Origin of the sequence: Bacillus rugosus, assembly GCF_023238245.1 — a bacterium.
Classification (GTDB): domain Bacteria; phylum Bacillota; class Bacilli; order Bacillales; family Bacillaceae; genus Bacillus; species Bacillus rugosus.
Genome location: NZ_CP096590.1, coordinates 140,794 through 162,500, shown reverse-complemented (window position 1 = coordinate 162,500; position 21,707 = coordinate 140,794). Strand labels below are relative to the sequence as shown.

Sequence of the window (21,707 nt, the reverse complement as noted above, 5' to 3'; positions counted from 1 at the left end):
TCGCTCGCCGCTACTCAGGGAATCGCATTTGCTTTCTCTTCCTCCGGGTACTTAGATGTTTCAGTTCCCCGGGTCTGCCTTCTCATATCCTATGAATTCAGATATGGATACCACTCCATTACGAGTGGTGGGTTTCCCCATTCGGAAATCTCCGGATCAAAGCTTGCTTACAGCTCCCCGAAGCATATCGGTGTTCGTCCCGTCCTTCATCGGCTCCTAGTGCCAAGGCATCCACCGTGCGCCCTTTCTAACTTAACCGTTAAAAAGAATCACTATGTGATATCTTGTATTACTAATTGAATGTGATGTCTACTGTTATCTAGTTTTCAAAGAACACGTTTCGAAGGAATGATCCTTCAAAACTAAACAAGACAGGGAACGTTCTGTTTATAAGACCCAAGGTCTTATATTCCGTAAATATCCTTAGAAAGGAGGTGATCCAGCCGCACCTTCCGATACGGCTACCTTGTTACGACTTCACCCCAATCATCTGTCCCACCTTCGGCGGCTGGCTCCTAAAAGGTTACCTCACCGACTTCGGGTGTTACAAACTCTCGTGGTGTGACGGGCGGTGTGTACAAGGCCCGGGAACGTATTCACCGCGGCATGCTGATCCGCGATTACTAGCGATTCCAGCTTCACGCAGTCGAGTTGCAGACTGCGATCCGAACTGAGAACAGATTTGTGGGATTGGCTTAACCTCGCGGTTTCGCTGCCCTTTGTTCTGTCCATTGTAGCACGTGTGTAGCCCAGGTCATAAGGGGCATGATGATTTGACGTCATCCCCACCTTCCTCCGGTTTGTCACCGGCAGTCACCTTAGAGTGCCCAACTGAATGCTGGCAACTAAGATCAAGGGTTGCGCTCGTTGCGGGACTTAACCCAACATCTCACGACACGAGCTGACGACAACCATGCACCACCTGTCACTCTGCCCCCGAAGGGGACGTCCTATCTCTAGGATTGTCAGAGGATGTCAAGACCTGGTAAGGTTCTTCGCGTTGCTTCGAATTAAACCACATGCTCCACCGCTTGTGCGGGCCCCCGTCAATTCCTTTGAGTTTCAGTCTTGCGACCGTACTCCCCAGGCGGAGTGCTTAATGCGTTAGCTGCAGCACTAAGGGGCGGAAACCCCCTAACACTTAGCACTCATCGTTTACGGCGTGGACTACCAGGGTATCTAATCCTGTTCGCTCCCCACGCTTTCGCTCCTCAGCGTCAGTTACAGACCAGAGAGTCGCCTTCGCCACTGGTGTTCCTCCACATCTCTACGCATTTCACCGCTACACGTGGAATTCCACTCTCCTCTTCTGCACTCAAGTTCCCCAGTTTCCAATGACCCTCCCCGGTTGAGCCGGGGGCTTTCACATCAGACTTAAGAAACCGCCTGCGAGCCCTTTACGCCCAATAATTCCGGACAACGCTTGCCACCTACGTATTACCGCGGCTGCTGGCACGTAGTTAGCCGTGGCTTTCTGGTTAGGTACCGTCAAGGTACCGCCCTATTCGAACGGTACTTGTTCTTCCCTAACAACAGAGCTTTACGATCCGAAAACCTTCATCACTCACGCGGCGTTGCTCCGTCAGACTTTCGTCCATTGCGGAAGATTCCCTACTGCTGCCTCCCGTAGGAGTCTGGGCCGTGTCTCAGTCCCAGTGTGGCCGATCACCCTCTCAGGTCGGCTACGCATCGTTGCCTTGGTGAGCCATTACCTCACCAACTAGCTAATGCGCCGCGGGTCCATCTGTAAGTGGTAGCCGAAGCCACCTTTTATGTTTGAACCATGCGGTTCAAACAAGCATCCGGTATTAGCCCCGGTTTCCCGGAGTTATCCCAGTCTTACAGGCAGGTTACCCACGTGTTACTCACCCGTCCGCCGCTAACATCAGGGAGCAAGCTCCCATCTGTCCGCTCGACTTGCATGTATTAGGCACGCCGCCAGCGTTCGTCCTGAGCCAGGATCAAACTCTCCGATAAAGTAGTTTGACTGACTACGCACATCACTGTGCGATTTTATAAAAAAGAATTAACAGGTACGTTTTGTCTTGTTTAGTTTTCAAAGATCATTACTGCCGCTTAACGAAGCAGCTTTATTACTATAACATTTAGCTTCTTTTAAGTCAATAACTTTTTTCAAAGTATTTAATGAAGCTTTTAGTTAATGTCAGCTGTTTATCAGCGACGAATAATAATATATCACGGATATTATCAAAAGGTCAACACCTAATTTAAGCTGTGTGTAAAGAGACATTTTATCGGTTATATTCAATTGGCCATGCTCATAAGATGTAACACAGGAATGATGGACAAGATAAGGAGGCATCATCAGTGAATCACTTCTATGTGTGGCACATTAAACGAGTGAAACAATTTATTATTATTCTTATCGCCGCATTTGCAGCAGCCAGCTTTTTTTACATTCAAAGAGCTGTCCCGCTTCCCGTGTTTTCAACTGACACCGGACCTAAAGCCATTTATAAAGGAGAAACGGATTCGAAAAACATCGCACTTACGTTTGATATCAGCTGGGGGGATGAAAAAGCAGAACCCATTCTTGATACCTTGAAAGCGAACGGGATTAAAAATGCGACATTTTTTCTTTCCGCTTCTTGGGCCGAACGCCACCCTGACACAGTGGCACGTATTGTGAAGGATGGCCATCAAATCGGGAGCATGGGGTACGCCTATAAAAACTATGCCAATTTAGAAAGCAACGAAATAAAAAAGGACATTAACCGTGCGCAAACTGCCTTTGAAAAGTTGGGGATCAAAGACATACAGCTATTAAGACCCCCTACCGGACAATTCAATAAGAATGTTCTAACAGTTGCAAAGCAATTCAATTATACAGTTGTTCATTACAGTGTGAACTCTCAAGATTGGACAAATCCTGGGGTTGATAAAATCATCGACAATGTGACCAAACAAGTTTCCGGAGGAGACATTGTACTTTTACACGCCTCCGACTCGGCAAAACAAACAGAAGAAGCGTTGCCCGATATCATCCATCAGCTGAAAGAAAAAGGATTAAAAAATGTAACCGTTGGAGATCTCATCGCAAATTCAGACGCCAAATCCGCAGAAGTAAAGTAATCACTTCGCTGCAAATTTAGGCAGCATCAGCAATTGGAAAGCATTGCACGCCATTAACGGAAAAAGCATTAAATAAAGCCAGTCCTCATCATTTACTCTTAACGCAGGGAACCATTCTAATGCAGTAATCACAACCATTAAAAACAACGATGACACAAATGTTTTCTTAGAGGACTGCTTTTGCTTTATATAAGCTGTAATCACTCCAAACATCAATAAAAACACCGGTAACCACGCATAACCAGCCAGCGACTCTCCGCTCTCTCCAAAAAACAAAAAACGCACGTACATTAAATCGAAAGCAACAAACAGGATGATAAACAGCTGGAGCAAATTCCACAAAGAGGAGGACCTTAATATCTCAAGCGCAAACCGGTGAACAGTTAAAAACACGAAAAAACCCATTTGGCTGATCACACTGAAAATCATGCCTACACCAATAAACCAAAATAGAACAGAGAAAATCTGTCCCGCTTCAAAAGCAAGAAACAGTCCCCTATATTCTCCCCATTTTAAAGCAAAACCCACAATACTCGTGATAAGCGCTCCGACAGCTAAAATAGAAAAGAAAAAACGAACTAAACCACGGCTTTTCATTTCTTTATTCATCCCCTCAAAAATCGCCAACCGCGATATTTTGTTATGTATAATTCCGAACAGATGAATCATATTAAAAGTAAGACAAGTATGTGAAAGGAGCTTAAGCATGTCAAAAGCCAAAACGCTATTGATGAGCTGTTTTTTGTTATTATCTGTAACAGCTTGCGCTCCAAAAGACCAAGCAGCGGATATGGACTATGATCAGACCAAAAAAATGGTTGTTGATATATTAAAAACTGACGATGGAAAGAAAGCAATTAAGGAATTATTAAACGATGATACGATGAATGAAGCGCTGGTGATTGACCAAGATGCGATTAAAGGAACAATAGAAAAAACACTTACCTCTAAAAAAGGTGAAGAATTTTGGAAAAACATCTTTGAAGACACTGATTTTGCTGAAGGCTTTGCCAAAACTCTTCAGACAGAGCATGAAAAAGTAATTAAAAAACTGATGAAGGATCCGGATTACCAGAAGATGCTGATGAGCGTTATGCAGGATCCGGGCATGAATAAAAAGTACAGCGAACTGGCAAAAAGCCAAGAATTCCGCAGTTATTTAGAAGAGGTTATTAACGAAACACTTTCTAGTCCGCTTTACAAAAAACAGTTCGAAGATGAGCTGAAAAAAGCAGCAAAAGACACTGCCAAAGAAAGTGAATAAAGGGAAAGCCGGGATCTAGAATCCCGGTTCACCTTTTTTATACTTGAACTGACATTTTAGAAACTATTTTTTTTGCAATGTCCTGATATATTTCTCCGATTGGATGATTTTCATCATAAACAGACGGCGCAAATTGGTCCTTATCCCAATCAGGCTGTTTCAACGGGATTCTGCCGAGCAAAGGCACGTTTAGTTCCTCAGCTAGTTTATCTCCCCCGCCTTTTCCAAAGACATATTCTCTTTCCCCCGTCTTTGCACTTTCATAATAAGCCATGTTCTCTATGACACCAACGACCTCATGATCGGTTTTAATCGCCATAGAACCCGCTCTCGCTGCGACAAAAGCAGCTGTTGGATGCGGCGTCGATACGATGATTTCTTTACAACTAGGAAGCATAGTATGTACATCGAGAGCAACGTCCCCTGTTCCAGGTGGTAGATCAAGAACGATATAGTCTACTTCTCCCCACTCTACTTCGTGGAAAAAGTTGTTCAGCATTTTGCCAAGCATTGGCCCTCTCCATACGACCGGAGCATTTTCTTCTACGAAGAAGCCCATTGACATCACCTTTACCCCAAAGCGTTCAACAGGAAGCAGTTTCTCTCCTTCAATAGTAGGACGCACAGTGATACCCATCATATCCGGTACACTGAAGCCATAAATATCCGCATCAATTAAACCAACCTTTTTCCCGAGACGAGCCAGAGAAATAGCAAGGTTTACTGACACAGTTGATTTGCCTACACCGCCTTTTCCGCTTGCTACAGCAAGAAAGACTGGAGGGTTATCCATATTTAACAATGTTTTTTTCTCAGCTGACGGCGCCCGGAATTTTGCAACCGTTTCTTCAGGCAGCTCTTCAAATCGAAGGCCGACCGTTTCAGCACCTGCCCCTTTTAATGCGTTTACGATCGCTTGCTGAATCTGCATTTGTTCTGCAGTTCCGGTTTTTGCAAGAGCGATTTTTACACTGACATGCCGTTTTTCAGGCTTTATTTTAATTTCCTTAACGGCATCCAATTCTCCCAGAGGTCTTTGAAGAAAAGGTTCGCGCATTTCACCGACTAGTTTTCTTACTTCATCTTCTCTTATCATCGAACCTCACCCTTTTGTGTATTCGTTTACAAGCGTTATTATAACATACATAAATGGCGGGTGTCTTATGCTTAGAACCATAAGAAAACCCTCCTTTACTCTGGAGGGTCTCCTTTTTCTGTAAAATACCGCAGGATACCTTTATATATGGAAGATGCCACCTTGTCCTGATATTTCGACTTCCCGAGTAGCCTAGCTTCATTTGGGTTGGATAAAAATCCGACTTCTACAAGCGCCCCCGGTTTGGTGACGTTTTGCATTAAGTAGATACCATGAATCCGCTTTGCTTTCCGGGTTGTGTTTTCCAGGTTCCTTCTCAACTCATCCTGAATGTATTTCGCTACTTTCTCATTTTCCGCATATTTTCCGTAGTAAAAGCTTTGGGCTCCGCTCCATTTCTGTGACGGAATTGCATTGAGATGAATGCTGATATAGAGTTCAGCCTCTGAATGGTTTATTAATTTAACTCGCTGTCTTAAATCTTCAGCTTTTCGTCTGCTGTAGCCCTTCGTTCCTTCTGGAGCGAGATCAGTATCACTTTCCCTGGTCATGATGACTAGCGCTCCTTGTTCCTGAAGGTAATCCCTGACTCTAAAGGCCACTTCCAGGGTTACATCCTTCTCTAACAGTTTTCCGCCGACTGCTCCGCCATCGGGCCCGCCATGACCTGGATCCAGATAAATAATTTTCCCGCTCAAGGGCATACTCCACGGCTTCCAAGAATCGTTATTGCTGAACTGATACTTGAATAGAAATAGTAATACGATGAAGCCTAGCAAAAAACTGAGCCATTTAAGCTTTTTCCTCATCCCTTCCCCTCCCGCTTGTCCGTTACTACATAACTATGGGACAGGGCCGGGAAATATGATTAACGCATGCGAAGCTTACACTGTTTTTCTCTTTGGACAAACCCCTCTGTCCACCAGTCTTTAATGAACTGGCGTGCTGCTTCATAAACCGTGTTTTTATCAAAAGTTGCATATTGCTCGTGTGTCCAATTATAGAGATAATCAAAAAACTCCATACGAAGCTCTTCTTCTTCTCTTGCAGAGCGGGCACTGATGCTCTGCATCGATTCTCCGTAATAGCCGAATATCCCAAAACGCCCGCCTAACAAATAAGCTTCTATAGCAAAATCAATACATCCTTCGGTAATAATATCTCTTTCATCATGAAAAAATGGGAATAATGGTTCCAAACAGCTCTTAACAGACTGGATAATTTGTCTCAGAGAGAGTTCTTTGAGCAAGTTCTTTTCTAATTCAAAATCCTTTTGGCGTTTCACATCCATAAAAGACAGTACTTCTGCCATACAAATTCACTCTCCTTTTACCGGTTATTTTGAGGATTGGATGGTGAAACAATGCCAGAATTCGATTGGAAATTCGCCCAAATGAAGGTGCAGGATCGATAAAAAGAAGAGGGTGTAGCACTTTCTGCAGGGTGCAGGAACAAGCGTTCTATAAGTGATTATTAAAAAAGCAGCCCCTTTAATAGGTCGCTGCTTTTCATACTTTCACGCTTCTTGTTGCAGAATATGTATGAATATATTGGTCCAATACAAACCCGCCTTTATCTTCATAAAATCCAGTGACGATAAAACCGGCATCAATCTGGCCCTTGATTTGGTCTTCTAATGAATGGCCGAATTCCAGAGCCTCATTTTTTTCAATCAGTTTTTTCACTTTATGTTTTGGAAGATCTTCTGAGTCGGCATATGGAATGGAGTGTTTTACTTTTAAAATCCCTTGCTGTTCTAATTCAACATCGAACAGAAATACGACTGGATTTACAAAGCCGGAGATTAGAACCCCGTTTCTTTTCAGCACACGGTGCGCTTCCTTCCAGACTGGGAGGACATTCTCAACAAAAACATTGGCAACAGGATGTACAATGACATCAAATGATTCATCCTTAAATTGACTGAGGTCGTCCATGCTCCCTTTGACAGTATGTATCTTGAGATCATCGCGCTCAGCAACCATTCTATCCTGATCCAGCTGTTTTTCCGAGTTATCTAATACAGTGACATCCGCTCCTGCAGCTGCCAAAATCGGGCCTTGCTGGCCTCCACCTGATGCTAAACAGAGCACTTTCAGCCCGTTGACAGGGGGAAACCAATCCCTCGGTACATCTTTCATTGGTGTTACCCTTATATCCCAATTGCCTGTTTTCGCTTGTTCGATGACGTGCTGCTCTGCAGCAACAGTCCATTCATTGCCTGTTTCTACTTTTTGATCCCAGGCTTTGCTATTATGGTCTACTAACGCATTCATGAATCGTTCTCCTTACTTTAATGTATAGAGTATAACAAATATTTCTAGGTTGTTATCGCTTTCCCTTTGTATATTTAGAAAAAAGTTCATAAAAACGCAAAAAAACCACAAAGGAGATATGTGATTTACGTCATCAAATTTACACTTATTTCGTCAAATGGTGTCATTAGCAAAGAGCTATGAAACAGATGAAGAATCAGCAGGGAGATGTAACAAATGGATGAACTGGACTGACGACATAACCTTTAAAAAACTTTGATCAGCTTTCCAAACGAATTAACTGGAGTGACACGAAAGCTATCATGATTATTACAGTGAGACTGTTTATAGGCAAGATTTTTGCTTAGCTCCAACAAGCGTTTATTTAGTTATTTTTATGCGGAGGTACCAAGATATTGTATATGAGCGTTTTATTAAAATAAAAAAGCTCCCAACACAAGGTCGAGAGCTTTGAAAACGTAAAATTAACGTTTTGAGAACTGAGGTGCACGACGAGCGCCTTTAAGACCGTATTTCTTACGTTCCTTCATACGAGCGTCACGAGTCAGAAGACCTGCACGTTTAAGTGTTGCACGGTATTCTGGATCTGCTTCAAGCAAAGCACGAGCGATACCATGACGGATTGCTCCAGCTTGACCAGATAAGCCGCCTCCATGTACGTTTACTAAAACATCATAAGTACCAGCTGTTTCAGTCAAAGTTAATGGTTGTTTGATATCTTCGATTAGAGCTGGAGATGGGATGTGCTCGCTGATTTCACGATTATTAACGACGATACGACCTTCTCCTGGAACTAAGCGCACACGCGCTACAGAACTTTTACGACGGCCAGTACCGTAATATTGAACCTGTGCCAAATTGGTAACCTCCTTTTTAATTAACCGCGAAGTTCGTAAACTTCAGGTTTTTGTGCTTCATGTGGATGCTCAGAACCACGGTATACGTTCAATTTTTTGAACATTTGACGACCTAGAGAACCTTTTGGAAGCATGCCTTTGATAGCAAGCTCAAGCATTTTCTCAGGGTAGTTTGTACGCATTTCAAGAGCAGTTCTTGATTTTAATCCGCCTGGATGTTGAGTGTGACGGTAGTAGATTTTGTCAGTTAACTTTTTACCAGTTAACTCGATTTTTTCCGCGTTGATGATGATCACATGATCTCCTGTATCAACGTGCGGTGTATAAGTTGGTTTGTGTTTTCCGCGAAGGATAGCTGCAACTTCTGAAGAAAGACGACCTAAAGTCTTCCCAGCAGCATCAACAACTAACCACTTGCGTTCAATAGTACTTGCGTTAGCCATAGGTGTTGTACGCATTGAATTTCCCTCCTAAATGATCTGTCATTTTCAATAAACTTCGATTACGTTCTATTTCACAACACAATAAGTTCCGGGGCTTATCGTGGGGTTGAAATACATACCATATGATATCTTATAACTTTATGCAGACTCTGTCAAGAAAATATTATACACCTGGTTTAGTTGTCATAGTAAACGTTCCATAAATATAGCCCATGCCCCGGTGCTGTGCGCCCTGCCGCTTCACGATCCTTCGCTTCCAGCATGGATTTCACATCAGCGGGAGAAATTTTACCAATACCTGCATCAAGCAAAGTACCAACAATAATTCTGACCATATTATATAAGAAACCGCTGCCTGTGATCCGCATTTGCAGACCGTCATCCGTCTCAGTCCAATAAAGTTCGTAGATCGTTCTTACCTTGTCCTGTACTTCTGTTTTAGTCGCGCAAAAGCTCGTAAAATCATGTGTCCCTATAAGATGCTTTGCGGCTTCTCTCATGTTCTGCACATTAAGGTGATATGAAAAATGGTAAGCGTAATGCCGTTTAAATACGTCCGGGTATTTCTCCGTGTATACAAAGTAGCGATATTCCTTTTTGACTGCGCTAAATCGTGCATGGAACCCATCATCCGCAATTTCTGCCTGTTTGACTGCGATATCGTCCGGAAGCAGTGCATTTAAGGCATACGGCCATCTCTCCGCCGGGATAGACAGCGAAGTATCAAAATGAATCACCTGTCCGGCTGCGTGAACCCCGCTGTCTGTTCTTCCTGACGAAACGACCGGAATTCTGTCTTTCGACTTATGCAGGACAGCCAAAGCTTTCTCAAGTTCATCCTGAACCGTTCTTTTGCCCGGCTGTACCTGATATCCATTGAACAAATGTCCGTCATAAGAAATCGTGCACTTCAGTCTCATACAGCACCTCTAAGTCCTTAAGAAAAATAACAAAGCAGCCAAAATCATCAAGCTGACAATGACAGAAGTATCTTTTCCTGTCCATACAAGCTTTCTGTATTTCGTACGTCCCTCTCCGCCTTGATAGCCCCTGGCTTCCATTGCAACAGCAAGCTCTTCAGCGCGTTTGAATGCACTGACGAAGAGAGGGACAAGAAGCGGGACAATAGCCTTCACCCTGTCTTTGACAGGTCCGCTTGTAAAATCAACGCCTCGCGCCATCTGAGCCTTCATGATCTTATCTGTCTCCTCCATCAATGTCGGAATAAACCGCAAAGAAATTGACATCATAAGAGCAAGCTCGTGAACAGGAAGCTTTATTTTTTTCAATGGATTCAGCAGCTGCTCCATTCCATCGGTAATCTCAATCGGTGTTGTCGTTAGCGTTAATAGGGTTGTGATTAAAATAAGATAAACGAATCTAAGAGAAATGAATATCCCTTGAACCAAACCGCCCTCATAGATTTTGAAAACGCCTAATTGAAAAATAACCGGTCCTTCATGTGTCATTAAAATGTGAAGAAGGAACGTAAAGAGGACAATCCAGATGATAGGCTTTAGCCCTTTCATCAAAAAAGAGAAAGGAACTCTTGTTAACGAAACAACGCCCACTGTAAATAATCCAAGCAGCGCATATGTCTGCACATTATTGGCTAGGAATACGATACAGACAAATAAAAAGATCGTGATAAGTTTTGTTCTGGGGTCAAGCCGGTGTACAAGTGAAGCGCCCGGTACATACTTGCCGATAATCATGCTGTCCATCATAAGGTCTTCTCCCCCTGAAAAAGAGCACGAATTTCAGCAGCGGCATCTTCAATTGTGAGCATAGGCTCTTTAAATTTGACACCTAGTTTATCTTCCAGCTGTCTTTGGAATTTGATCGTTTCCGGAAGATCCAGCCCCCAGCCAGCCATCTCTTCACCTTTTAAAAATAAATCACGCGGACTGCCTGATGCTTGGATCGTGCCTCTATGCATAACAATCATTTCATCAGCGTATGCGGCTGCATCCTCCATACTGTGTGTCACAAGGATTGTCGTCAGGTTTCCTCGTTGATGAAGCTCATAAAACATGTCCATTATCTCTTTTCGCCCTCTTGGATCCAATCCTGCAGTCGGTTCATCTAAAACAAGCACTTCAGGATTCATTGCAAGTACGCCGGCAATTGCAACTCTGCGCATTTGCCCCCCGCTTAATTCAAAAGGCGATCTGTCCAAAAGTTCTTCTGATAAACCTACAAGCTTCAGCATCTCTCTCGCTTTTTGTTCAGCATCTTCTTTTTTCACACCAAAGTTCATTGGTCCGAATGAAATATCTTTGAGAACTGTTTCTTCGAATAATTGATGCTCAGGAAATTGGAAAACGATTCCGACTTTTTTACGGAGGGTTTTCAGCTCTTTATTCTTTTTCCCTGCCTGAATGACAGTACTGCCTAGTGATATCTGTCCCTTTGTCGGCTTCAGGAGACCATTCAAGTGCTGAAGAAGAGTGGACTTGCCAGAGCCTGTATGTCCAATAACTGCTACGTAGCTGCCTTCTTTAATCGATGCATTGATATCATACAGTGCAAGGCGCTCAAACGGCGTCTTTATCTGATAACGATGCTCTACATCTTTGATTGTAATGTCCATAGCTCTTTCACCAGCCCTTCCTGAGTCAAATGATTTTCTTCCAAAGCCAGTCCATTTTCTCTTAAAAGCTGGCTAAGCTGGAATGAGAAGGGTAAATCAAGCCCAATTCGAACAAGTTCTTTATTCAATTTAAAAATCTCTTCAGGCAGCCCCTCGGCATATTTCTTACCGCCATTCATCACAATGATCCTGTCTGCTTTTGCTGCCTCATCCAGATCATGTGTGATGGAAATGACAGTCGCCATGCCCTGCTCCTTTAAATGTCTTACCGTATCAAGCACTTCTTCTCGCCCGATCGGGTCAAGCATGGATGTTGCTTCATCTAAGATAATAATATCAGGACGTGCGGCAATAACTCCCGCAATCGCAACTCTCTGCTTTTGGCCTCCGGAGAGATGGTGCGGCTCTTGATCGAGAAAATCTTGCATGTTCACCTGTTTTACAGCCCAGTCTACTCTCTCAATCATCTCTTCCCGCGGTACACCATTGTTTTCTAAACCAAAAGCCACATCATCGCGAACAGTCGTTCCGACAAATTGGTTATCCGGATTTTGAAAGACCATACCTATCTTCTTACGCACTTCCCAAACCGATTCCTCTGTCAATTGAATCCCGGCAACCTCGATGTCGCCTGATTCAGGAAGGATTAAACCATTCAATGCTCGGGCCAGTGTTGATTTCCCTGAACCGTTATGACCTACAATCGCAAGCCATTCACCCTCATACACCTGCAGGGAGACGCCGTCTAGTGCCCGTCTTTCTGCGTCTTTCCGATATCGAAATACGATATCCTCTACCGATATCAACTGATTTTGATTCATGGAAAACCGGCCTCCTCTCAGCTAACGCTCTGCTATTCTCTCTATATAAAAAGTTGCAGTATCTAAAAAAAGGGCATAGATCCAGTTAGAAACTGTCCCGCCCTTCTTTAGACACACAAAAATATGTGATATTAAACCAATTCGATAATTGCCATTGGTGCTCCGTCACCACGGCGAGGACCAAGCTTCATAATACGTGTGTATCCACCTTGGCGCTCCTCGTAACGAGTTGCAATGTCAGAGAATAATTTTTGAAGTGCATCTTGGTTATTTTCTTCGTTAGCAACCTCGTTGCGGATGTATGCAGCAGCTTGACGGCGAGCGTGAAGATCACCGCGTTTGCCAAGCGTGATCATTTTTTCAACTACAGAGCGAAGTTCTTTCGCACGTGTTTCAGTTGTTTCGATTCTTTCGTTGATGATCAAATCAGTTGTAAGATCACGAAGCATAGCTTTACGCTGTGCACTCGTACGTCCTAGTTTTCTGTATGACATGTGATGTCCCCTCCTTTATTGGAATGCTGTATCTGAATAATAAACACACGAAAATCCTAGTTCACAAGGGAAACTAGTCAATCGTCTTTGCGAAGTCCGAGTCCAAGTTCTTCTAGTTTCGCTTTCACTTCTTCAAGTGATTTGCGTCCTAGATTACGAACTTTCATCATATCTTCTTCCGTCTTGTTCGCAAGCTCTTGAACCGTGTTAATACCCGCACGCTTTAAGCAGTTGTAAGAGCGAACAGAAAGATCCAATTCTTCAATTGTCATTTCAAGAACTTTCTCTTTTTGATCTTCTTCTTTTTCAACCATGATTTCAGCATGCTGAGCTTCGTCAGTTAAACCAACGAATATATTAAGGTGTTCAGTTAAAATCTTTGAACCAAGCGCAATGGCTTCTTTCGGTCCAGTGCTTCCATCAGTCCAAACATCAAGTGTAAGTTTATCATAGTTTGCAACTTGGCCTACACGAGTGTTCTCTACCTGATAAGATACACGAGAAACTGGCGTATAGATAGAATCGATCGGAATCACGCCGATTGGCTGATCGTCTCTCTTGTTTGCGTCAGCAGGCGTATACCCACGTCCTCTTTGAGCAGTAAGGCGAACTCGGAAACTCGCATTCTCACCAAGAGTCGCGATATGAAGATCAGGATTTAAGATCTCTACATCACTATCGTGTGTAATATCAGCTGCCGTTACAGTTCCTTCACCCTGTACATCAATTTCTAGCGTCTTCTCTTCATCAGAGTAGATTTTCAATGCAAGCTTTTTAATGTGTAAGATAATCGTTGTAACATCTTCCACAACGCCTTCAATTGTCGAGAATTCGTGCAGTACACCATCTATCTGGATTGATGTTACAGCGGCACCAGGGAGTGAGGATAAGAGGATACGACGTAAGGAGTTACCCAGAGTTGTACCATATCCACGCTCAAGTGGCTCTACGACAAACTTACCAAATTTGGCATCGTCGCTGATTTCAACCGTTTCGATTTTTGGTTTTTCAATCTCGATCATTACTTAAAACCCTCCTTCAAAACGTCGAAACCTCGAATAGAATCATATGAGATTCCATCCGAAATTCCCCATTGTTTAGTCCCGTATGTGCTCAGGCAACGAGTCGGTGCATTCGTTTCATAAATAACTGTATCATAACCCATTATTGACAGGGACACAAAATCTATACAAACAAATTACACGCGGCGACGTTTTGGTGGACGGCATCCGTTATGAGGAACAGGAGTTACGTCTCTGATAGCAGTGACTTCTAGTCCAGCAGCTTGAAGTGCACGGATTGCAGCTTCACGGCCTGAACCAGGGCCTTTAACAGTAACCTCAAGAGTTTTAAGACCATGTTCGATTGAACCTTTAGCAGCTGTTTCTGCAGCCATTTGCGCAGCAAAAGGAGTAGATTTACGAGAACCTCTGAATCCTAGAGCTCCGGCACTAGACCAAGAAAGAGCATTACCATGAGTGTCAGTGATCGTAACGATCGTGTTATTGAAAGTTGAACGAATATGAGCAATTCCAGACTCAACATTCTTTTTTACGCGACGTTTACGCGTGTTAGATTTACGAGCAGCAGCCATTGTTTAGGTACCTCCCTTACTTATTTTTTCTTATTAGCTACAGTACGACGCGGACCTTTACGAGTACGCGCGTTGTTTTTAGAGTTTTGTCCGCGAACAGGTAATCCTCTGCGATGACGGATTCCGCGGTAGCTTCCGATTTCGATCAGACGCTTAATGTTAAGAGAAACTTCACGGCGAAGGTCACCTTCTACTTTCAGTTTATCAATAACATCACGGATTTTACCAAGTTCTTCTTCAGTAAGATCACGCACACGAGTATCTTCTGAAACACCAGCCTCTTTCAAGACTTGCTGAGCCGTTGTGCGGCCAATTCCGAAGACATATGTTAAAGAAATAACAACACGTTTGTCACGTGGGATATCTACACCAGCAATACGAGCCATTCTCTGGGCACCTCCTTATAAATTATCCTTGTTTTTGTTTATGCTTTGGATTTTCACAGATCACCATTACTTTTCCTTTTCTGCGAATAACTTTACATTTTTCGCAGATTGGTTTAACTGATGGTCTCACTTTCATGTGTTTCCAACCTCCTTCAGTTTCCGGAGTGCTTTATTTGTAACGGTACGTAATCCTGCCACGAGTTAAGTCATATGGAGATAATTCTACCGTAACTTTGTCTCCAGGTAAAATGCGAATGAAGTGCATGCGGATTTTACCAGATACGTGAGCCAAAACAGTGTGGCCATTTTCAAGTTCAACTTTGAACATCGCGTTTGGCAGTGTTTCGACTATCGTACCTTCCACTTCAATTACATCGTCTTTCGCCATTCAAGTGTTCTCCCTTCTTCAAATCAGTAACTTGCTTTCTGACAAATTTCAAAAGAAGTTTGTCACACGCCCTGTTTCGTTTATACTGTTCTGAACTTCCGGAGATACGCAATCATAAAGGGTTAAATGATTGATATTCTTTTTCTTAGGAGAATGTAAAGTACGCTTTTCTCCGTCTGCTGTTAGTACATTGATGATGGTCAACAATCCCAATGACAACGACAAGATGAATTCGGTCCTGCCAATGTTGATCCAAACTTTCTGCCCTATCAAGCCGGAAAAACATCTGTCTTCGGAATTATTATCATCACCTAGACTCTCGTCAGTATATCAAAACCCGTTTCCGTAATCGCAATCGTATGTTCAAAATGAGCACACTTTTTCCCATCTACCGTTACAACCGTCCAGTTATCAGCCAATGTTTTCACGTAGCGGCTGCCAGCGTTCACCATAGGTTCAATAGCGAGAACCATGCCAGGTTTGAGCCGTGGTCCTTTGTTGGGCGGACCGTAATGAGGAATTTGCGGGTCCTCATGCAAGTCTTGACCAACACCATGTCCGACATACTCCCTAACAACTGAAAACTGCTCATTTTCGACATACGTTTGTATTGCGTGGGAAATATTCGACAAACGTTCACCTGGTTTTGCTTCCTGCAAGCCTTTATATAAAGACTCCTCTGTCACTTCCAGAAGTTTTTTGTCATCATCGCTGATGTTTCCTACCGGATATGTCCATGCAGAGTCACCATGATAACCATTTAATTTAGCACCGATATCAATACTGATGATGTCACCGTCCTTCAGCACCCTGCTGCCAGGAATGCCGTGAACGAGTTCTTCATTAACTGATACGCAAATGCTCCCGCGAAACCCATTATACCCCTTAAAAGATGGGATTGCACCCTGCTTCTTAATAAAACGTTCGGCAATTTGATCCAATTCTTTTGTCGAGATTCCTGGTTTAATGTGCTTTTTTAACTCTTCATGAGTTAAAGCCACGATTCGCCCTGCTTCCCGCATGATACCAAGTTCACGTGGGGTTTTACAGATAATCATTTTTTTAATCCTCCAAGAAGTTCCTTCACATCTGCATATACGTCTTGAATGTCCTGTTGGCCATTTACGTTTGCAAGATAACCTTTATCTGAATAGAAATCAAGTAAAGGCTGAGTTTGCTTCATGTTTACCTCAAGCCGTTTAGAGACGGTTTCCTCGTTATCATCTGCCCGTTGATAGAGTTCGCCTCCGTCTTTATCACAAACACCCGGCGTTTTCGGCGGATTAAAGACTAAATGATAGGTTGTGCCGCAAACACTGCAAATTCTGCGTCCAGTCAGACGTTCCATCAGAACATCTTTGTCGACTTCAATGTTAATGACATAATCAATCGGCTTGCCGTATTCCTCAAGAATTTCTTCAAGAGCTTCGGCTTGAGCGACTGTTCGCGGAAATCCGTCCAGAAGAAAACCTCTTTCACAATCGTCTTTGCCAAGTCTTTCTTTTACAATTCCGATTGTGACTTCATCAGGTACGAGCTCGCCCTTATCAATATAAGATTTTGCTTCGAGTCCGAGTGGTGTTTCTTCTTTCATAGCAGCACGGAACATATCTCCTGTTGAGATATGAGGAACCCCATAATCCTCAACAATTCGTTCGCCCTGTGTGCCTTTACCGGCACCAGGAAGCCCCATTAAGACTAAGTTCATTCGGATTTCCCCCGTCCTCTCTTTATTAAGAGGGAATGGATAAATCCATTTCCTCTAGTTTTTCATAAATCCACGGTAGTTTCGTTTCACCAACTGGCTTTCTAGTTGTTTCATTGTCTCCAAGGCTACCCCGACAACAATTAACAAAGATGTTCCGCCAATTTGTGCACTTTGAGGCAATCCAGCGAATTGAATGAAAAAGATAGGAAGAATGGAAATCACGGCTAAGAATATAGAACCCACAAACGTAAGTCGATACAAAATGCTCGTAATTCTATCTTGAGTCATTTTCCCTGGACGAACCCCCGGGATATAGCCACCCTGTTTTTTAAGGTTATCAGCCATTTGTTCAGGATTAACCTGTACAAAAGCATAAAAGTACGTAAAGGCAATAATCAACGCAACATATATCGCCATACCCACCGGATGCGTATTATCAAAGTAGTTTTGAATCCACTTTGTCACATCGTTAGTTCCAAAGAATGACGCGATCGTCCGCGGCGTTATCAAAAACGCAACCGCAAAGATTACCGGAATAACCCCTGCAGGGTTCACTTTCAATGGAAGGTGTGTAGACTGACCTCCGCCAGCAGGTGAACGACCTGTGCCTTTAGCATATTGAATCGCAATTTTCCGTACGGCTTGCTGAATGAAAATAACTCCAACAATAACTGCTAAAATCGCAATCACAAGAAGTGCGACTTTCACAATATGAATAAACAACTGATCGTTGCTGCCGACAAATTGAGTCTCATATATTTGTCCAACCGTTTTTGGAATACTAGCCACAATCCCCGCGAAGATAATGATCGATATTCCGTTGCCTACTCCATGAGACGTAATTTGTTCTCCAAGCCACATTAAAAAGGCAGTTCCGCCAGTGAGTACTAAAGCAATGATGAGATATGTCGATATACCGGATTTTTCGATCAGCATACCGTTTGCCAAATTATTGAATCCGTAAGACATACCTAACGCCTGGATAAAACCAAGCACAATCGTAAAGTACCTTGTGAACTGAGCTAATTTACGGCGGCCAACTTCACCTTGCTTAGACCACTCGGTAAACTTCGGAACAACATCCATCTGAAGCAGCTGAATGATGATCGAAGCCGTGATATAAGGAGTAATTCCCATTGCAAAAATGGAAAATTGGTAAAGCGCACCGCCGCCAAATGTATTAAGGAGATCAAAGACACCCATTTGAGACTGTGCCTGTAACACTTCAGCGTTAACATAAGGCACAGGAATAAACGCACCTATGCGAAAGACGATAAGCATGAGTAAAGTGAATATGATTTTATTCCTGATATCACTCACACGCATAAAGTTGGAGATTGTTTTAAACAAGTTAGATCACCTCAGCTGTACCGCCAGCAGCTTCAACAGCTTCTTTCGCAGAAGCAGAGAATTTATTGGCTTTTACAGTTAATTTTTTCTCTAATTTACCGTTGCCAAGAATCTTTACTCCTGCATTAAGTTTGCTTATAACACCAGTCTCAAGAAGAAGTTCAGGAGTGACTTCCGTTCCTTCTGCAAAACCGTTCAATTTGTCTAGGTTGACTACAGCGTATTCCTTGCGGTTGATGTTAGTGAAACCGCGTTTAGGAAGACGTTGGAATAAAGGCATTTGTCCCCCCTCGAATCCAGGGCGTACACCGCCGCCAGAACGAGCGTTTTGACCTTTGTGACCTTTACCAGCTGTTTTACCGTTGCCAGAACCAATACCACGACCTACGCGATTACGCGTTTTGCGTGAACCTTCTGAAGGTTTTAATTCATGAAGTTTCATTAGGACACCTCCTTATCCGATCAATTATTTTTATTGTTCTTTAACAGAAACTAAATGAGATACTTTATTAATCATACCACGAATCGCAGCGTTGTCTTCATGAACAACAGTTTGGTTTGTTTTCTTTAAACCAAGTGTTCTAACAGTAACGCGTTGATCTTCCGGGCGACCGATTACACTTCGTTTGAGGGTAATTTCTAATTTAGCCATTAATATTCCCTCCTTATCCTAACAGTTCTTCTACAGATTTTCCACGAAGCTTCGCAACCTCTTCAGCACGCTTAAGTTCACTTAAGCCTTGAAGTGTTGCACGAATCATGTTGATCGGTGTGTTAGAACCTAAAGACTTAGAAAGGATATCAGCTACACCAGCAAGCTCAAGTACCGCACGTACAGGGCCTCCAGCGATAACTCCAGTACCTTCAGAAGCAGGTTTTAACAAGATGTTACCTGCACCGAAACGTCCGATGATTTCGTGTGGAATTGTAGTTCCAACCATTGGTACTTCAATCAAATTCTTTTTCGCATCTTCAACAGCTTTGCGGATCGCTTCTGGTACTTCTTGTGCTTTACCAGTACCGAATCCTACGTGTCCGTTTTTGTCACCGACAACGACTAGAGCTGCGAAGCGGAAACGACGACCACCTTTAACAACTTTCGCTACGCGGTTAACCGTAACTAAGCGTTCTTCTAACTCTAATTTGCTTGGGTCAATACGACGCATAATCATGTGTCCCTCCTTCTTTTATTAAAATTTAAGTCCAGCTTCACGAGCGGCATCAGCCAAAGCTTTTATACGTCCATGGTATAAGTATCCGCCACGGTCAAATACTACGTCAGAAATGCCTTTTTCAGCAGCGCGTTTTGCAACTAATTCTCCAACTTTAGTAGCAGCAGAAGTATCTCCAGTGCTTTCAACGTTCAAGTCTTTATCGAGAGTAGATGCACTAGCAAGTGTAACACCATTTACATCATCGATGATTTGAGCGTAAATGTGCTTGTTAGAACGGAAAACGTTCAGGCGCGGTCTTTCAGCAGTACCAGAAAGTTTAGCGCGAACACGAGCGTGTCTTTTAAGACGAGCAGCATTTTTGCTAGTTTTCGTAATCATCCAGGTCACTCCTTTCTTCACTTTAAGCGATCTTACTTAGCAGATTTACCTTCTTTGCGGCGAACAACTTCACCTTCGTAGCGGATTCCTTTACCTTTGTAAGGCTCTGGAGAACGGACAGCACGAATGTTAGCAGCGATAGCTCCTACACGTTCTTTGTCTGTACCTTTTACGACTACTTTAGTTTGAGAAGGAACTTCGATTTCGATGCCTTCTTCAGGAACGATCTCAACAGGGTGAGAGTATCCAACGTTTAAAACAAGTTTATTTCCGGATTTAGACGCACGGTAACCGACACCGACTAATTCCAAACCTCTTTCAAATCCTTTAGATACACCTTCAACCATGTTGCCAAGCAGACTGCGAGTCGTACCATGCAGGGCACGGTGCTCTTTTTGATCAGAAGGACGAACGACTGTAAGCACATTGTCCTCTACTTTAATCTCCATATCAGGGTGAAACGTACGAGTTAATTCTCCTTTTGGTCCTTTCACAGCTACAGTATTGTCTTCAGTTAACGTTACTGTAACATCAGAAGGAATCTCAAGTAGCTTCTTACCTACACGAGACATACCAAACACCTCCATTCATGTTAAACTTCTTACCAAACGTATGCTAGAACTTCTCCACCAGCTTGTTTTGCACGGGCTTCTTTGTCCGTTAAAACACCTTGTGATGTAGAAATAATCGCGATTCCAAGACCGTTAAGTACGCGAGGTACTTCATTAGATTTCGCATAAACACGCAAACCAGGTTTGCTGATTCTTTTAAGACCAGTGATAACGCGCTCGTTGTTTTGTCCGTATTTCAAGAAAACGCGGATGATACCTTGTTTGCTGTCTTCTACGAACTCAACGTCACGAATGAAACCTTCACGCTTTAAAATTTCAGCAATTTCTCTTTTCAATTTAGAAGCAGGAATTTCAAGCTTCTCATGACGTACCATGTTTGCATTGCGAATACGAGTTAGCATATCTGCAATTGGATCTGTCATAACCATTATATAATTACCTCCTTCCCTTTCTTGGGGATTACCAGCTGGCTTTTTTCACGCCAGGAATTTGTCCTTTATATGCAAGCTCACGGAAACAAATACGGCAAAGTTTAAATTTACGAATGACTGAATGCGGACGTCCGCAGCGTTCACAGCGTGTGTACTCTTGTACTTTAAACTTTGGTGTACGTTGTTGTTTCGCAATCATAGACTTTTTAGCCACGATTTCGCCTCCCTTTCATTGATTATTTCTGGAACGGCATACCTACTTGAGTTAATAGCTCACGAGCTTCTTCGTCAGTATTAGCAGTTGTTACGATAACGATGTCCATTCCGCGAACCTTTGTTACTTTATCGTAGTCAATTTCAGGGAAGATTAACTGTTCTTTGATACCAAGTGTGTAGTTGCCGCGACCGTCGAAAGATTTTTTAGAAACCCCGCGGAAGTCACGTACACGCGGTAATGAAACAGAAATAAGTTTATCAAGGAAATCATACATGCGCTCTCCGCGAAGAGTTACTTTCGCACCGATAGGCATTCCCTCACGAAGACGGAATCCAGCAATTGATTTCTTCGCACGAGTAACGACAGGTTTTTGACCTGCGATAAACGTTAATTCTTCAACAGCACTGTCGATTGCTTTCGCGTTTTGAACAGCGTCACCAACACCCATGTTGATTACGATTTTTTCGATTTTAGGCACTTGCATGACAGAATCATAGTTGAACTTTGTCATTAAAGCAGGTGCAATTTCTTTATTGTACTTTTCTTTAAGGCGGTTCATGAGATAGACCTC

The 21,707-nt window shown here is 43.1% G+C and carries 30 protein-coding genes and 2 rRNA genes (1 of these 32 running past the window's edge); 2 read left to right on the top strand and 30 right to left on the bottom strand.

Translation table 11 applies throughout. The features are described from left to right. A 23S ribosomal RNA gene (locus M0696_RS00940) occupies nt 1-258 on the bottom strand (it extends 2,670 nt beyond the left edge of the window). 169 nt (nt 259-427) lie between these two features. Beyond that, nucleotides 428-1,977: ribosomal RNA gene (locus M0696_RS00935) — 16S ribosomal RNA — on the bottom strand. Together the 16S and 23S rRNA genes form the textbook arrangement of a ribosomal RNA operon. Nucleotides 1,978-2,328: 351 nt before the next feature. On the opposite strand from M0696_RS00935, the gene pdaB reads away from it, so the two are divergent. Further along, nucleotides 2,329-3,093 carry a polysaccharide deacetylase family sporulation protein PdaB gene (gene pdaB, locus M0696_RS00930; RefSeq protein WP_166854482.1) on the top strand — a complete coding sequence of 255 codons (765 nt, stop codon included), beginning with the start codon at nt 2,329-2,331 and terminating at the stop codon, nt 3,091-3,093. Here pdaB and kbaA read toward each other — a convergent pair whose 3' ends face one another. Next, a complete protein-coding gene (gene kbaA / locus M0696_RS00925) occupies nt 3,094-3,690 on the bottom strand; it encodes a KinB-signaling pathway activation protein (protein ID WP_166854483.1) in 597 nt (198 codons plus the stop codon). It lies immediately after the preceding gene. Nucleotides 3,691-3,799: 109 nt separating this feature from the next. Here kbaA and gerD point away from each other — a divergent pair, with 109 nt between their 5' ends. Next, a complete protein-coding gene (gene gerD / locus M0696_RS00920; protein WP_248602378.1) occupies nt 3,800-4,357 on the top strand; it encodes a spore germination lipoprotein GerD in 558 nt (185 codons plus the stop codon). 37 nt (nt 4,358-4,394) lie between these two features. On the opposite strand, the gene salA is transcribed toward gerD, so the two are convergent. The 27 genes from salA to rplE form a co-directional block, all read right to left on the bottom strand. Further along, on the bottom strand, nt 4,395-5,453 hold the full coding sequence (gene salA, locus M0696_RS00915) for an iron-sulfur carrier protein/transcriptional regulator SalA (protein ID WP_222143850.1): 1,059 nt from the start codon (nt 5,451-5,453) through the stop codon (nt 4,395-4,397). Between the two features lie 95 nt (nt 5,454-5,548). Next, a complete protein-coding gene (cwlD, locus tag M0696_RS00910) occupies nt 5,549-6,262 on the bottom strand; it encodes an N-acetylmuramoyl-L-alanine amidase CwlD (protein WP_166854486.1) in 714 nt (237 codons plus the stop codon). A gap of 59 nt (nt 6,263-6,321) precedes the next feature. Next, nucleotides 6,322-6,765: a YbaK family protein gene (locus tag M0696_RS00905; RefSeq protein ID WP_166854487.1), complete on the bottom strand. Its 444-nt coding sequence runs from the start codon at nt 6,763-6,765 to the stop codon at nt 6,322-6,324. A 196-nt stretch (nt 6,766-6,961) separates the two neighbouring features. Next, a complete protein-coding gene (locus M0696_RS00900; protein ID WP_222143851.1) occupies nt 6,962-7,729 on the bottom strand; it encodes a class I SAM-dependent methyltransferase in 768 nt (255 codons plus the stop codon). A 464-nt stretch (nt 7,730-8,193) separates the two neighbouring features. After that, nucleotides 8,194-8,586, bottom strand: a complete 393-nt coding sequence (gene rpsI / locus M0696_RS00895) for a 30S ribosomal protein S9 (RefSeq protein ID WP_003225846.1) — start codon at nt 8,584-8,586, stop codon at nt 8,194-8,196. A 20-nt stretch (nt 8,587-8,606) separates the two neighbouring features. Beyond that, nucleotides 8,607-9,044 carry a 50S ribosomal protein L13 gene (gene rplM / locus M0696_RS00890; protein ID WP_003241966.1) on the bottom strand — a complete coding sequence of 146 codons (438 nt, stop codon included), beginning with the start codon at nt 9,042-9,044 and terminating at the stop codon, nt 8,607-8,609. Between the two features lie 161 nt (nt 9,045-9,205). Further along, a complete protein-coding gene (truA, locus tag M0696_RS00885) occupies nt 9,206-9,949 on the bottom strand; it encodes a tRNA pseudouridine(38-40) synthase TruA (protein WP_222143852.1) in 744 nt (247 codons plus the stop codon). A 9-nt stretch (nt 9,950-9,958) separates the two neighbouring features. Then, the gene (locus M0696_RS00880) at nt 9,959-10,756 is read right to left on the bottom strand and encodes an energy-coupling factor transporter transmembrane component T family protein (RefSeq protein WP_166854489.1); all 798 of its coding nucleotides are present in this window, start codon (nt 10,754-10,756) and stop codon (nt 9,959-9,961) included. Next, nucleotides 10,753-11,622 carry an energy-coupling factor ABC transporter ATP-binding protein gene (locus M0696_RS00875; protein ID WP_222143854.1) on the bottom strand — a complete coding sequence of 290 codons (870 nt, stop codon included), beginning with the start codon at nt 11,620-11,622 and terminating at the stop codon, nt 10,753-10,755. Before M0696_RS00875 ends, M0696_RS00880 begins: the two co-directional genes overlap by 4 nt. Beyond that, a complete protein-coding gene (locus tag M0696_RS00870) occupies nt 11,598-12,443 on the bottom strand; it encodes an energy-coupling factor ABC transporter ATP-binding protein (protein WP_166854491.1) in 846 nt (281 codons plus the stop codon). The genes M0696_RS00875 and M0696_RS00870 overlap by 25 nt, the downstream gene beginning before the upstream one ends. Before the next feature lie 131 nt (nt 12,444-12,574). After that, the gene (rplQ, locus tag M0696_RS00865; RefSeq protein ID WP_003225836.1) at nt 12,575-12,937 is read right to left on the bottom strand and encodes a 50S ribosomal protein L17; all 363 of its coding nucleotides are present in this window, start codon (nt 12,935-12,937) and stop codon (nt 12,575-12,577) included. Nucleotides 12,938-13,014: 77 nt separating this feature from the next. Next, nucleotides 13,015-13,959, bottom strand: a complete 945-nt coding sequence (locus tag M0696_RS00860; RefSeq protein WP_003225835.1) for a DNA-directed RNA polymerase subunit alpha — start codon at nt 13,957-13,959, stop codon at nt 13,015-13,017. Between the two features lie 176 nt (nt 13,960-14,135). Beyond that, nucleotides 14,136-14,531 carry a 30S ribosomal protein S11 gene (gene rpsK / locus M0696_RS00855; protein WP_003225831.1) on the bottom strand — a complete coding sequence of 132 codons (396 nt, stop codon included), beginning with the start codon at nt 14,529-14,531 and terminating at the stop codon, nt 14,136-14,138. A gap of 20 nt (nt 14,532-14,551) precedes the next feature. After that, a complete protein-coding gene (gene rpsM, locus M0696_RS00850) occupies nt 14,552-14,917 on the bottom strand; it encodes a 30S ribosomal protein S13 (protein ID WP_003156545.1) in 366 nt (121 codons plus the stop codon). Between the two features lie 22 nt (nt 14,918-14,939). Then, a complete protein-coding gene (rpmJ, locus tag M0696_RS00845; RefSeq protein WP_003156543.1) occupies nt 14,940-15,053 on the bottom strand; it encodes a 50S ribosomal protein L36 in 114 nt (37 codons plus the stop codon). 33 nt (nt 15,054-15,086) lie between these two features. After that, a complete protein-coding gene (gene infA / locus M0696_RS00840) occupies nt 15,087-15,305 on the bottom strand; it encodes a translation initiation factor IF-1 (RefSeq protein WP_003156508.1) in 219 nt (72 codons plus the stop codon). 311 nt (nt 15,306-15,616) lie between these two features. After that, a complete protein-coding gene (map, locus tag M0696_RS00835; RefSeq protein ID WP_003225828.1) occupies nt 15,617-16,363 on the bottom strand; it encodes a type I methionyl aminopeptidase in 747 nt (248 codons plus the stop codon). Further along, nucleotides 16,360-17,013 (bottom strand): adenylate kinase, encoded by a 654-nt coding sequence (locus M0696_RS00830; RefSeq protein WP_248602377.1) that lies wholly within the window; start codon nt 17,011-17,013, stop codon nt 16,360-16,362. Before M0696_RS00830 ends, map begins: the two co-directional genes overlap by 4 nt. Before the next feature lie 54 nt (nt 17,014-17,067). Further along, nucleotides 17,068-18,363: a preprotein translocase subunit SecY gene (gene secY / locus M0696_RS00825; protein ID WP_166854493.1), complete on the bottom strand. Its 1,296-nt coding sequence runs from the start codon at nt 18,361-18,363 to the stop codon at nt 17,068-17,070. 1 nt (nt 18,364) lies between these two features. Next, complete coding sequence (rplO, locus tag M0696_RS00820) at nt 18,365-18,805, bottom strand: 50S ribosomal protein L15 (protein WP_003225819.1); 441 nt, start codon at nt 18,803-18,805, stop codon at nt 18,365-18,367. A 30-nt stretch (nt 18,806-18,835) separates the two neighbouring features. Further along, nucleotides 18,836-19,015 (bottom strand): 50S ribosomal protein L30, encoded by a 180-nt coding sequence (gene rpmD / locus M0696_RS00815; RefSeq protein WP_003156497.1) that lies wholly within the window; start codon nt 19,013-19,015, stop codon nt 18,836-18,838. Between the two features lie 13 nt (nt 19,016-19,028). Further along, nucleotides 19,029-19,529, bottom strand: a complete 501-nt coding sequence (gene rpsE / locus M0696_RS00810; RefSeq protein ID WP_003156493.1) for a 30S ribosomal protein S5 — start codon at nt 19,527-19,529, stop codon at nt 19,029-19,031. Nucleotides 19,530-19,553: 24 nt separating this feature from the next. After that, nucleotides 19,554-19,916: a 50S ribosomal protein L18 gene (gene rplR, locus M0696_RS00805; protein ID WP_166854494.1), complete on the bottom strand. Its 363-nt coding sequence runs from the start codon at nt 19,914-19,916 to the stop codon at nt 19,554-19,556. 32 nt (nt 19,917-19,948) lie between these two features. Beyond that, nucleotides 19,949-20,488, bottom strand: coding sequence for a 50S ribosomal protein L6 (gene rplF / locus M0696_RS00800; RefSeq protein WP_166854495.1), 540 nt, complete (start codon nt 20,486-20,488; stop codon nt 19,949-19,951). 29 nt (nt 20,489-20,517) lie between these two features. Continuing rightward, the gene (rpsH, locus tag M0696_RS00795) at nt 20,518-20,916 is read right to left on the bottom strand and encodes a 30S ribosomal protein S8 (protein WP_003241998.1); all 399 of its coding nucleotides are present in this window, start codon (nt 20,914-20,916) and stop codon (nt 20,518-20,520) included. 31 nt (nt 20,917-20,947) lie between these two features. Next, entirely contained in the window at nt 20,948-21,133 is a 186-nt protein-coding gene (gene rpsN, locus M0696_RS00790) for a 30S ribosomal protein S14 (protein WP_003156488.1), read from the bottom strand. 22 nt (nt 21,134-21,155) lie between these two features. Then, the gene (gene rplE / locus M0696_RS00785; protein WP_003225809.1) at nt 21,156-21,695 is read right to left on the bottom strand and encodes a 50S ribosomal protein L5; all 540 of its coding nucleotides are present in this window, start codon (nt 21,693-21,695) and stop codon (nt 21,156-21,158) included. Between the last annotated feature and the right edge of the window lie 12 nt (nt 21,696-21,707).

Excerpts from the sequence above, each read along its gene's own strand:
- kbaA (WP_166854483.1), bottom strand. The coding sequence starts at position 3,690 with ATGAAAAGCCGTGGTTTAGTTCGTTTTTTCTTTTCTATTTTAGCTGTC.
- gerD (WP_248602378.1), top strand. The coding sequence starts at position 3,800 with ATGTCAAAAGCCAAAACGCTATTGATGAGCTGTTTTTTGTTATTATCT.
- salA (WP_222143850.1), bottom strand. The coding sequence starts at position 5,453 with ATGATAAGAGAAGATGAAGTAAGAAAACTAGTCGGTGAAATGCGCGAA.
- cwlD (WP_166854486.1), bottom strand. The coding sequence starts at position 6,262 with ATGAGGAAAAAGCTTAAATGGCTCAGTTTTTTGCTAGGCTTCATCGTA.
- M0696_RS00905 (WP_166854487.1), bottom strand. The coding sequence starts at position 6,765 with ATGGCAGAAGTACTGTCTTTTATGGATGTGAAACGCCAAAAGGATTTT.
- M0696_RS00900 (WP_222143851.1), bottom strand. The coding sequence starts at position 7,729 with ATGAATGCGTTAGTAGACCATAATAGCAAAGCCTGGGATCAAAAAGTA.
- rplM (WP_003241966.1), bottom strand. The coding sequence starts at position 9,044 with ATGCGTACAACACCTATGGCTAACGCAAGTACTATTGAACGCAAGTGG.
- truA (WP_222143852.1), bottom strand. The coding sequence starts at position 9,949 with ATGAGACTGAAGTGCACGATTTCTTATGACGGACATTTGTTCAATGGA.
- M0696_RS00880 (WP_166854489.1), bottom strand. The coding sequence starts at position 10,756 with ATGATGGACAGCATGATTATCGGCAAGTATGTACCGGGCGCTTCACTT.
- M0696_RS00875 (WP_222143854.1), bottom strand. The coding sequence starts at position 11,622 with ATGGACATTACAATCAAAGATGTAGAGCATCGTTATCAGATAAAGACG.
- M0696_RS00870 (WP_166854491.1), bottom strand. The coding sequence starts at position 12,443 with ATGAATCAAAATCAGTTGATATCGGTAGAGGATATCGTATTTCGATAT.
- rplQ (WP_003225836.1), bottom strand. The coding sequence starts at position 12,937 with ATGTCATACAGAAAACTAGGACGTACGAGTGCACAGCGTAAAGCTATG.
- M0696_RS00860 (WP_003225835.1), bottom strand. The coding sequence starts at position 13,959 with ATGATCGAGATTGAAAAACCAAAAATCGAAACGGTTGAAATCAGCGAC.
- rpsK (WP_003225831.1), bottom strand. The coding sequence starts at position 14,531 with ATGGCTGCTGCTCGTAAATCTAACACGCGTAAACGTCGCGTAAAAAAG.
- rpsM (WP_003156545.1), bottom strand. The coding sequence starts at position 14,917 with ATGGCTCGTATTGCTGGTGTAGATATCCCACGTGACAAACGTGTTGTT.
- rpmJ (WP_003156543.1), bottom strand. The coding sequence starts at position 15,053 with ATGAAAGTGAGACCATCAGTTAAACCAATCTGCGAAAAATGTAAAGTT.
- infA (WP_003156508.1), bottom strand. The coding sequence starts at position 15,305 with ATGGCGAAAGACGATGTAATTGAAGTGGAAGGTACGATAGTCGAAACA.
- map (WP_003225828.1), bottom strand. The coding sequence starts at position 16,363 with ATGATTATCTGTAAAACCCCACGTGAACTTGGTATCATGCGGGAAGCA.
- M0696_RS00830 (WP_248602377.1), bottom strand. The coding sequence starts at position 17,013 with ATGAACTTAGTCTTAATGGGGCTTCCTGGTGCCGGTAAAGGCACACAG.
- rplO (WP_003225819.1), bottom strand. The coding sequence starts at position 18,805 with ATGAAACTTCATGAATTAAAACCTTCAGAAGGTTCACGCAAAACGCGT.
- rpmD (WP_003156497.1), bottom strand. The coding sequence starts at position 19,015 with ATGGCTAAATTAGAAATTACCCTCAAACGAAGTGTAATCGGTCGCCCG.
- rpsE (WP_003156493.1), bottom strand. The coding sequence starts at position 19,529 with ATGCGTCGTATTGACCCAAGCAAATTAGAGTTAGAAGAACGCTTAGTT.
- rplR (WP_166854494.1), bottom strand. The coding sequence starts at position 19,916 with ATGATTACGAAAACTAGCAAAAATGCTGCTCGTCTTAAAAGACACGCT.
- rplF (WP_166854495.1), bottom strand. The coding sequence starts at position 20,488 with ATGTCTCGTGTAGGTAAGAAGCTACTTGAGATTCCTTCTGATGTTACA.
- rpsH (WP_003241998.1), bottom strand. The coding sequence starts at position 20,916 with ATGGTTATGACAGATCCAATTGCAGATATGCTAACTCGTATTCGCAAT.
- rplE (WP_003225809.1), bottom strand. The coding sequence starts at position 21,695 with ATGAACCGCCTTAAAGAAAAGTACAATAAAGAAATTGCACCTGCTTTA.